The 10,589-nt window shown below is 53.1% G+C and carries 8 protein-coding genes, 1 pseudogene and 1 other annotated feature; of the genes and pseudogenes, 6 read left to right on the forward strand and 3 right to left on the reverse strand.

All coding sequences use genetic code 11. The features are described from left to right. A pseudogene (locus P1S59_13670) lies at positions 1-446 on the reverse strand (transposase). After that, positions 52-168: a sequence feature (AL1L pseudoknot), on the reverse strand. It overlaps the preceding pseudogene by 117 nt. Positions 447-828: 382 nt before the next feature. Here P1S59_13670 and P1S59_13675 point away from each other — a divergent pair. Beyond that, entirely contained in the window at positions 829-1,356 is a 528-nt protein-coding gene (locus P1S59_13675) for a nitroreductase family protein (GenBank protein ID MDF1527285.1), read from the forward strand. 170 nt (positions 1,357-1,526) lie between these two features. Here the strand turns inward: P1S59_13675 and P1S59_13680 are convergent, their stop codons facing one another. Together P1S59_13680 and P1S59_13685 are read right to left on the reverse strand one after the other, a co-directional pair. Continuing rightward, positions 1,527-3,794 (reverse strand): sigma 54-interacting transcriptional regulator, encoded by a 2,268-nt coding sequence (locus P1S59_13680; protein MDF1527286.1) that lies wholly within the window; start codon positions 3,792-3,794, stop codon positions 1,527-1,529. A 235-nt stretch (positions 3,795-4,029) separates the two neighbouring features. Then, positions 4,030-4,218 (reverse strand): hypothetical protein, encoded by a 189-nt coding sequence (locus tag P1S59_13685; protein MDF1527287.1) that lies wholly within the window; start codon positions 4,216-4,218, stop codon positions 4,030-4,032. 911 nt (positions 4,219-5,129) lie between these two features. Between P1S59_13685 and P1S59_13690 the strand changes: the two genes are divergently transcribed. The 5 genes from P1S59_13690 (at position 5,130) to P1S59_13710 (ending at position 10,074) form a co-directional block, all read left to right on the forward strand. Continuing rightward, positions 5,130-6,371 carry an amino acid ABC transporter substrate-binding protein gene (locus P1S59_13690; GenBank protein ID MDF1527288.1) on the forward strand — a complete coding sequence of 414 codons (1,242 nt, stop codon included), beginning with the start codon at positions 5,130-5,132 and terminating at the stop codon, positions 6,369-6,371. A 164-nt stretch (positions 6,372-6,535) separates the two neighbouring features. Continuing rightward, entirely contained in the window at positions 6,536-7,618 is a 1,083-nt protein-coding gene (locus P1S59_13695) for a branched-chain amino acid ABC transporter permease (protein MDF1527289.1), read from the forward strand. Beyond that, complete coding sequence (locus P1S59_13700) at positions 7,618-8,613, forward strand: branched-chain amino acid ABC transporter permease (GenBank protein MDF1527290.1); 996 nt, start codon at positions 7,618-7,620, stop codon at positions 8,611-8,613. Before P1S59_13695 ends, P1S59_13700 begins: the two co-directional genes overlap by 1 nt. 11 nt (positions 8,614-8,624) lie before the next feature. Continuing rightward, positions 8,625-9,374 (forward strand): ABC transporter ATP-binding protein, encoded by a 750-nt coding sequence (locus P1S59_13705; GenBank protein ID MDF1527291.1) that lies wholly within the window; start codon positions 8,625-8,627, stop codon positions 9,372-9,374. Then, positions 9,367-10,074, forward strand: coding sequence for an ABC transporter ATP-binding protein (locus P1S59_13710; protein ID MDF1527292.1), 708 nt, complete (start codon positions 9,367-9,369; stop codon positions 10,072-10,074). The genes P1S59_13705 and P1S59_13710 overlap by 8 nt, the downstream gene beginning before the upstream one ends. Positions 10,075-10,589 lie beyond the last annotated feature (515 nt).

The following is a 10,589-nucleotide window of genomic DNA, read 5'->3' on the forward strand; positions in this document are numbered from 1 at the left end:
CGGCAAGCGGTCAGGGTCAGCCTGACGGGCCTTCTGCTCATAGTCACTCGACGGGGCGATCGGCAGCACAGCGCAGATCGGCTCGACCCCGTAAACCTCGCGGTTCTCGTCGATGAACGACGTCATTTCTTCGGTCGGCGGTCGAGCTCCGCCTGTACGAAATATGCTGACGCCTTGCGCAGGATCTCGTTCGTCCGCCGCAACTCGTGATTCTCACGCTCGAGCTCTTTAATTCGAGTGCGTTCATCGCTAGTCACACCACCGCGCCGACCCGTGTCGACCTCAGCCTGGCGAACCCACTTACAAAAAGTCTCGGGTGTACACCCGATCTTGGTCGCGATCGAAACGATGGCTGACCACTGGGATTCGTACTCACGCTCGTGCTCGAAAACCATCCGAACTGACCGCTCGCGAACTTCTGGAGAGTATCTGATTTTTTTTCTCATGACCCCATCCTCTTAAAGAATGGAGTCTCCGGCAATCTCGGGGCGGTTCAGACCCTGCATCGAGACGCATTCCGTTTGCTTGGTTTTTCCAAACTCGCGACTTTTCAGGAGCTTGATCATCAATTGGGGGTAGCGCTCTGATGGCTTATCTGCTCGACGCGAACGTATTTATTCAGGCGACGAAATCGAGGCGGGCAACGACGAACTCGCAAAATGGGCAGACCAAAGGGGACCGGGGTTTTTTCTGAAGCCTGATTCTTTAATTCGCGGGTACTCATTTCCCGGAAGAACCTATTTTCTTAGCGAAACTTTGCGGACTTTGCGGTAGATAGGCTTTTGATTTATGCTGATAGCTGACTGCCACTTTTTCCGGAGGAAAATAATGCTTGAAATACTTCGAAACCGCCGCTCCGTCCGCAAGTTCACAGACCAGCCCATTGAAGAGGACAAGATCAACCTGCTCACCGAGGCCCTGGTCCGCTCCCCGTCATCCCGCTCCATCAATCCGTGGGAGTTCGTTTTTGTGGGGGATCGGGAGACCATCGGAAGGCTTTCGCGATGTAAACCTCACGGAGCCGGGTTCCTGGCAGGGGCGCTCCTGGCGGTGGTTATAGTTGGGGACACGGCGAGCTCTGACACCTGCATCGAGGACTGTTCCATTGCAGCCATAACCTTGCAGTATGCGGCTGAATCTCTGGGTCTTAAAAGCTGCTGGTGTCAGGTTAGGCTCAGGGAGCACGGGGATGGGAAAAGCGCTGAAGATTATGTCCGGGAACTAGTGGGTATCCCTGAGAATTACCTGGTGGAATGTATTGTTGGGATCGGCTATCCGGGGGAGGGAAAGGAAGGGCACGACCGGGAGAGCCTGGATTGGGGAAAAGTGCATCGAAATACTTTTAGTGAACAGTGAACCGTGAACGGAAAAGAAGGAATGCAGAATGTTGAATGTACCTTTCGACAGGCTCAGGGCAGGGAACGTAGAATAATGGTGGGAAGAGCATCCAGCAGCTGTGGTATATTAGCCTTTTCGCCGATACCCCGACACTCCGATACACCGTTACATATATTACTGGCTCCTGTCTATTTAACTACTTCCTTCGCCCTGATCCCCTGTTTCTCCATCATGCGGTAGAAAGTCCGGCGCGGGATACCGGCCATGGCACACGCCTTGGTAACGTTGCCGCCAGATGTCTGCAGGTAGTGGAGAAGGAGCTTCTTTTCTACCTCTCCCACCGACTGGTCCCGCATGGCACGGTAGTCGATCCCACTCCCTATCTCTATCGTGGAACCGGGAATGGATGGGGCTTCGAGCTCCTTGGGAAGGTGTTCGGGTTCTATAAGGACCAGGGATCCCGCTGGCGGTGCCAGCACCACGGCTCTCTCTATTACGTTTTCAAGCTCCCGTATGTTGCCCGGCCAGTGGTAATCCAGAATGATCTCCATAGCCCGCTCGGAAACACCATGGACCTGCTTGTTGACCCGGGCGCATGATTTCAGGAGCAGGTGCTCCACCAGCAGCGGGATGTCGTCCCTGCGCTCTCTGAGGGGAGGCAGGCGGATTGTGATGGTGTTGAGCCGGTAAAAAAGATCTTCCCGGAATTCACGGTCCTCGATAGCCTTTTCCAGGTTCCTGTTGGTGGCCGCAATAAGGCGGACATCCACCTCCCTGGTCCGGGTCTCTCCTACACGCCGAATCTCCCCGGAGTCGACGGCTCTCAGGAGCTTGGCCTGAAGTTCCAGGGATATATCACCGATCTCATCAAGGAACAGGGTCCCGCCGTCGGCCTCTTCAAAAAGCCCCTTTTTGTCGGAAACGGCCCCTGTAAAGGCACCCTTGACGTGGCCAAAAAGTTCGCTGTCAAGGACTCCGGCTGCTATTGCGGTGCAGTTAATGGCGATGAGATGCCGGTCTGCCCTGTCGCCGGCCCTTTGAATGGCCCTGGCCACAAGTTCCTTGCCGGTGCCGCTCTCCCCACGGATCAGTACTGTGGTGGGCGTTGGGGCTACCCGGCTGATAATCTCCTGAATCTGCCTGACCTGCTTTGAAACGCCTACCATTTCTGATGATGACGTGACGTTATTGAGTTGCTTCTGGATGATCTCGTACTTCTGGACCAGTTCCTCGTTGTGACTGGACAACTCACGGATGAGATAGGGGAAACACATCTCCAGTTTGGCCAGTCCGTGGACAACGGCTTTGGCTTTCTCCCTGCAGGTAGGAAACCCGCAGGCCCCGCAGTTCAGTTCTTCCTCTGAGGTGTTCATGCCCAGGGTATCCAACACCTGCTGGATGGCCTCGGGTGCCGGTTCCACCAACTCTGATGAACGGTCCACATAGGGTTTTATCAGGTCGATATGCTCCCCCTCAGCCAGGGGTATGGGAACCTCAGCGGCCTCTTCGATGACCCTGGCGAGGAGATCCTGACGCTGAAACAGGGTAAGATCCGTTCCCACACCGTGGGAAGCGTCCTCAATGGTGCAGTATTTAACCATCGCCAGGCCGTGCCTGAACGATCCGCTGTTTACTTCGTTTAAAAAGGCCAGTGAGCGGCCTTCTCCGGAGACAGCCAGGATACGGGAACGTTTGGATTCGCCTCCCGGGACCAGCCTGGCGAGAAAATCACGGGTGAGCCAATACTGACCGCCGGCCAGAAGGTGAGAACGGTAGTCGAAGGAACCCTCTGTTTTAAACTTGTATCCCTTATCTGAGAGCCAGCCCTTCAGTTCACTGAAGGTAACGACCGCATCGATATCGGTTTCGAAACCGGGTTTGGCCATTTTACCTTTGGTTGCGAGGCACGATGAAGCCAGCACGATCCTGATGGGGCTTTCAGAGCGGCTTTTAAGATAGCGCGCTGTGCCCACGGCAGGGATGACTACCGGGATCATATATGGGATCAGGTTGGGTGTGTGTTTTTCTACATAGGAAGAAGATATGAGACATAAAGACCCGATAAACGGGTTATTTTTCTTTTCAAGGATAGTTTCATAGGCCTTAAGCACATACTCGACGGCCAGGAGAGAAGACTGAACCTGGGCGAATCCCTCTTTCTCCAGTATGGCCTGAAAATCATCGGGAGAGATGTCTGGGAAGGTGATGGGCCAGTTGGTATCGAGAAGGATAATGGTAGGCTTCTGGCCGCCCAGAATGGTTTCCATTCTTTTTAAGGTATCGGTCACCTTGATCGCTCCCTGGCTGCAGGCATCAACACAATGGCCGCAATTAATGCAGCGGGTGTGGGAGATGGTGGTGCCATCTTCCTCCACATTGATAGCGTTAACCGGGCAGACCCGGACACAGGCATAACATTTCTTGCAGCGGGATTTGTCGGTAGTGATGATCTTCATGGGGCCACCCTTACGTTAATCAAGTCAAATGCATTCACCTTCCGGGTCCATATTCCCGGCTGAACAGTTATTACTTAATACATAAACAGGTTTGTGTCAAATATGGCTCAAATAAGAAAGTTGTGTGCCACACAAAGAAAGAGGGAAGGCTAATGCCTTCCCTCTTTGCCTAGGGGGGGTCCTAGGATTTACCAGGTCGTGGACCATGATAACTCTATAATCGGGAGTAAAACTCCTAATTGTTCAGTGCGTTGCGGTACTTGCTCCTGGTCTGGGTGTTAAACTCTGCCTCGTACGTAAAGCGCATGGCTTCGGCTATGGTCCTTTTTAAGGTAAACTCGCTAGCGGGTTTCCTTACGACGACCTTCATCTTGGCCATTCTTCTAAAAACTTCTACATCGATCATTTTCGCGCTTCTTGCCATTTGGTGCCTCCTTGACTCTTTCGAGTGCCGTTTTTGGCCAACACCCGTTATTAATTTTATCGTTCCAGGTTGTTATCGATTGTCTGTCGAGTCTAGAGCAAGAGCCATGCCAGAAACTGTTAAGTATGGTTATTCAATGGAAGAGCAGGGCGCATTTGGCACAGACTTTCATGTAAGAAGGAAAAGCTTTTAAAAACAATTACATACATCTAAATTAACAGGAAATTATCTTTATATCTAAAAATATGGATCGTATACAATGCACGGTATTATTGTTTGAAAACAGCTACTTGGCACATATGTGACAATACTGGCACACATAAAAAGCTGTATATTTACAGTATTCTAGGATGGAGTGTGCAAGGCTGTGCCTAGAATGGCACAATATGGTAGCCAGCAATAATTTGTGTGGCACAATTCCGGTTGAACAAGGGCAAATATATTAAAATTTTTTTCATGTAGGGGTTTTTATTTGCCATAGGACCAAAGATTGCTGTCAGTAACGGGGGAAATGGTTTGAAAAAATGCTATTAAATAATTTGATCACCGAAACTGGTGTAGATATATATGATCGCTGGCTATGAAATGACTTGTCGTATGATTTGGATCAGGACTTGGAACTGGTTTTTATTCATTAAACTTTTAACCGCTTCAATCTTCCGTTTTTTTTAAATGCTTTCCACAATCGGTTTCCATAGATACTTCAAACTTATTGCACACCATTTCAGTTGCATTAGAGCCCCTCTTCGGGTAGAAAATATTTTAAAATTTTTTTTAAGTGACCCTATTTATAGTTCTGTTTTACGTGGTAAAATAATATGATATTTTAGGAAGGTAAGGGTGCATTCAGTTAACAGTTGGCCCGATACCCGATTTAGTTGAACGTAAATCCGAAGCCAAAGGAGATGAGCATGAGCAAGAAGACTGTTTTGATCGTGGCGATCGTGATGGCGGTAGGCTTTGTTGCCGCCCCCATGGTGTTTGCCTCAGGCCATGAGATCCTTATTGGCCATCCGGCCACGCTGTCCGGCACCCACGCCAAGTCTGGTGAGCAGGCTGTGGGGGGAGTCAAGGCGGCCATTGACTGGGTCAACAACACCCGGGGCGGCGTTATGGTCGGGGGCAAGAAAAAGATGATCGCCTACAAGGTGTACGATTGCGAGTCCAAGAAGGAGTCGGTCACAAGCCTACTCGAGCGGCTTATAACTACTGACAAGGTCCATTTCACCTACGCGCCTTACAGCTCGGGGCTCACTCTCGCAGGTGCCCCGGTGGCGGAAAAATACGGTATGATCTACATGGACCATGGCGGTGCTTCCGACAAGATCTTTGCCCAGGGGTTTGAGTACATCGTACAGACCATCGGCCCCGGATCCAGCTATCACGCCGGCACCCTTGATATGGTGAAGAAGATCGATCCTTCTGCCAAAAAGGTCGCCCTTGCCTACGAGGACTCCGAGTTCGCAAGATCAGTCATGGACGGCGCTGAGGCCAAGGCAAAGGAGCTTGGTTTCGATGTGGTCTTCAAAAGGACCTATCCGGCGAAAGTTACCGATCTGACTCCCCTGCTTTCCGATCTAAAAGCCGCGGGCGCGGAGATCGTCATTGGCGGCGGTCACTTCCAGGACGGGCAGCTTTTGAACAAGCAGATGGCTGACCTGGACATCAACCCCAAACTTCTCTCCCTCATTGCGGCTGCGACCCTGCCCGCCTTCGGCGAGGCCCTGGGTAAACTGGCTGAAGGTGTCATGGGTCCCTCCCATTGGGAGTACGGCGTGACCTTTTCAAAGGCCGGAGCCGCTAAACTGGGCAAGAGCTGGATCGGCCCGAGCCAGGATGAGTACGTGGCTCTCTTCAAGAAAGCTGTCGAAAAAGACATGCTGCCCGACTATCATGCCGCGGAGGCCAGCGCAGCGCTGTTGTCTCTGGTGTTGGCTATCGAAAAGGCTGATTCCCTGGATTCGGATAAGGTCCGGGCAGCTCTCGGCGACCTGACCTTCATGAGCTTTTACGGCGGTTGGGATATCGACGACACCGGCAAACAGGTAGGGCACTCCATGGTTGACGTACAGTGGCAAGGTGGCGAAAGGAAAATCGTATGGCCTGAGGCCGCTCAGACTGCTGTCCCGGCATACCCGAAGAGGAAGTTCTAAAGGAACCTAACAGGGCCGGTAGCGTCTGCTACCGGCCTTTTTTTGTACGCTTTTGTTATTGTAACTGTTCTGGTAACTCCTTGGAAAATAATGTTTTCCGTCTGAACTAGTGGGAAGATGGCGTATGTGGTTCGTTGCCAGTCTCCCTGGAAACGAGGGGAATCGTGCTTTTTGAGCAATTAGCCGGAAACCTGGTGCAGGGGCTTGTTCTGGGTGCTGTGTACGGCATGGCCACCATGGGACTCAGCCTAATATTCGGGGTTTTGCAGGTCGTCAATGTCGGGCATGGAGCCTTCATTATGGTGGGGGCGTTCACCGCTCTCACCATGTTCCAGGCCATGGGGGTGCCACCGATCTTCGCTATTCCGGTAGCTTTTATGATCGGCATGGCGCTGGGGATGCTTTTCTATTTCGGTGCGGTCAAGCCTCTGGTTTCTCCCAGCGGGTCCGGAATAAAGAAACTCTCGCCACGGAGAATGGGGATGGCGGCCGGCATGTTCATCGGCCTCATCGTGCTCATGTGGATCAGCTCCGGGTACTTCAACCTCAACATCGCAATTTACCTGTTTGTGGGGATCATCTTCATATACGGGTTCGCCCTTTACATCTACGGGGGCAGGAGGCAGGACAAAGCCCCGGAACTTGCCACCCTTCTGGTCACCTTCTCCTTTGGGGTCATACTCGAGGAGGTGGTGAAACAGATCTTCACATCGGAGGCGAGGGGATACTACTGGGATATCGGCAAGCTGGACATCGGGATCACCGTCCTGCCCTACCCGAAACTCCTCGCGGCCTTCGGAAGCTTTGCCATAGCGATCATCCTTTACCTGTGGTTTAACAAGACCCGTGCAGGAATGGCCATGCGCAGCGTCGTGGAGGACGACGTGGGTGCCCGCGTGTGCGGTGTGAACGTTGACTGGCAGTACGCCCTGAGTTTTTCTCTGGGCATCGGGCTGACGGTGACCAGCGGTGTACTCCTCACCATGTTCATCCCGGTGGGGATCAACCCCTACATGGGAGGGCCATACACCCTCAAGGCCTTTGTAATAGCGGTTCTAGGCGGCCTGGCATCGCCCTACGGAGCTTTTTTTGGCGGTGTGGTTTTCGGTTTGCTGGAGAACGGCTCTTATACCCTCTTCGCTAATATAAAAGGCCTTGAACCCTTCGCCATGACGAGGTTCTTCTCCTTTGTCATGCTTCTCGTCATCCTGCTCATTCGCCCCACCGGGCTCCTGAGGTCTAAATAATGAAGAGAACCGATAAATATTTCCCCATTTTTCCGGTCCTCATCGCCTACGGGATCCTGCTTGGTTATGGGCTCATCAACCCGGGCAAGTGGCAGCTGGTGTCCCAGCTGGCCTTTTACTGTACCCTGGGGCAGGCGTTTAACCTGTTCATGGGTATGACCGGGTATGTTGACTTCGGTTACGTAGCCTTTATGGGCATCGGGACTTACGGGATGGCTATTACAATCTATCATCTCGGCGACAAAGGTTTGGGATTTCTCCTGATCCTCATCGGCTTCGTGCTTGCCGCTGTTTTTTCCATACTTCTGTCCCTCGCCGTGGGTGCGGTGGCACTGAGGCTCCGGGGGGCCTACTTCGCCATTGCCACCATAGGTGTGAACGAAGGTTTTCGTTTTCTCATCGAGGGAGCCCGGATCTGGAACGGTTCCGAGGGCATGATCTTCACCCGCCACATGAAAAAGGCTTTTGGAAAACCTGCCGCCATGGCCATCGGGACCTTCTGGGCCGATATCATGATGTTTTGCATCGCTGTCCTCGCAGCTGTCATGACCCTCGTCTACATGAGGAACAAGGTGGGCTACGCCCTGACAGCCCTCCGTGAGGATGAGGATGCCGCCAAGGTCATGGGCATCAACGTGACGAAGTACAAGATCATAGCCTTTATCACTAGCGCAGCCCTGGCGGGCCTCCTGGGTGCAACAGCCTGGGCTCTGAAACTCCAGTACGTGTACCCTTCGGATGTTTTCGAGATCCATTACACGGTGGAGGCCATCATCATCGTTCTGCTGGGTGGTGCGGGGACCCTCCTGGGCCCCATTGTGGGCGGGCTTATCTACGGGATCTCTAAATATTACCTTTCCATCGTCCTGCCTGGCTTCCAGTTACTTATCTTCGCGCCCATCATCGTGGCCATTATTGTTCTGTTCCCCGAGGGGACCGTTGGGATCCTGAAAAAAAGGGTCTCGGGCACTCCCCTTCAGAAGTTTATAATCTGAGGTAAATGATAATGCCCTTACTCAAATGTGAGAACGTTACCAAGCGGTTCGGGGGACTGGTGGCCGTGGATGACATGAGCTTTAACATCGATCACGGTGAGATGATGGCCATTGTCGGGCCCAACGGCGCCGGAAAGACCACCATGTTCAACCTCATCAACGGGGTGTTCCCTGCAGACGAGGGGACCATACTGTTCGATGGGGTGGACGTCACCAACTTCCCGGCCTATAAACGGGCTCATCTCGGCATGGGGAGGACCTTTCAGATCCCCAGGCCCTTTTCCTCGGCTACTGTTCAGGAGAACATCGCCATCGGCGCCATGTTCGGAGCAGCTGGGAGTGAGATCAAGGTGGACGAGGCCATGGAGATGGCTGACTACTACATCGATCTCATTGGACTTAAGGACCACCGGGACAAGCCGGCCGGTGGGCTCACCCCCATAGAGAAAAAACTGGTGGAGATCGCCCGGGCCCTGGCCATGAAGCCAAAGCTCCTTCTCATGGATGAGGCCATGGCCGGAATGAATCCGAAGGACATCGACGAAATGGTTGTTTTCATCAAGCACATAAGGGAAACGGAAGGGATCGCCATCGTAGCTATGGTGGAGCACATCATGCGGGCTGTGGCCGGTCTGGCTGAACGGGTCATCGTCATGCACCAGGGGGCCATGCTTGTTGATGAACCAACAAAAGAGGCCCTCAACGACCCACGGGTCATCGAGGTGTACCTCGGCAAGCCGGCGGAGGAGTTCGATGCTTAAGGCAGAGAATATAGAATCGGGCTACGGTCCCATGCAGGTCCTGTGGGGACCCAACGTTGAAGTCAAGGCCGGCACCATTACCTCCCTGCTGGGACCCAACGGTGCCGGGAAATCAACCCTTCTCTGGACGATCCTGGGATCGGTCAAGGCCCGCGGGGGTAGCGTCTATTACGATGGGAAGGACGTCACCGACCTCCCGCCCCACGCCAAGGTGGACCTGGGGCTGACCATGGTCCCTGAAGGCAAGCACCTGTTTAAAGAGATGACCGTGTACGACAATCTCATCATGGGCGCTTACCGCAAAGAGGCCCAGGTGGTGAAACAGGAGAACCTGGAGCTGGTCTACTCCATGTTCCCCATCCTTGAAGAGAGATACGCCCAGAAGGCCGGTTCCCTTTCTGGCGGCCAGCAGCAGATGGTCACCATCGGGAGGGCACTCATGACCAAGCCCAAACTCATCATGATGGACGAACCCAGCCAGGGTCTTGCCCCCAAATTGGTCCACGAGATCTTCGAGACCATTGAGAAGATGAAGGAGGAGATCGGTCTGACCATCCTTTTGGTTGAGCAGAACGCCGCTGCTTCACTGGGTGCCGCCGACTATGTGTACGTTATGCATGAAGGGTCCATCAAGGCAGAGGGAACGCCAGATGTGATCAAGGGGTCGGATGAGATAAAGGAAGCGTACCTCGGCATGTAGAAGCGACAGCCTCCCGTACGTGCGTGTGTGCGTGCGTCCGTGAATCCGAAAGAGAGTTACGCCGGCCTTTGGTCGGCGTTGATGTGTTAAAAGCAGGAGTCAGAATCCAGGAGCCAGGATCCAGGGGATTGACCAATTCCAAATTTCAGAAGAGGCCCCAAGGGCCTTTTTTTATGATCGCACCGAAAGATGTCATTGCGAGTATAAAATCGGCCTTTTCCTTATTCTTCCTCCCCCTACCTGGCACGGCGTAGTTTGATGTGAAGACAGCTGAGGGGGGAGGACCGAGGTGGGGGTGATTGGAACTTTCCCACGTGAAGCGATCCCGGTTCACATAAAGACGACTAAAGCCTTAACGCAGAGTTTCGCAAAGCGGCCATTTGAAAGCCGCACCGCAGGGTTACGCAGAGGAATGCCTGGAACTAGGGGAGGAGGAGCGAGGTGGTCCCCAAAAATTGGACAGTGGTATAAGGTGGAAATTACACCAAAGGAGGAACCATGTCCAAGTCGAAGCG

It is taken from the genome of bacterium, from assembly GCA_029210965.1.
In the GTDB taxonomy this organism is placed as follows: domain Bacteria; phylum BMS3Abin14; class BMS3Abin14; order BMS3Abin14; family BMS3Abin14; genus JALHUC01.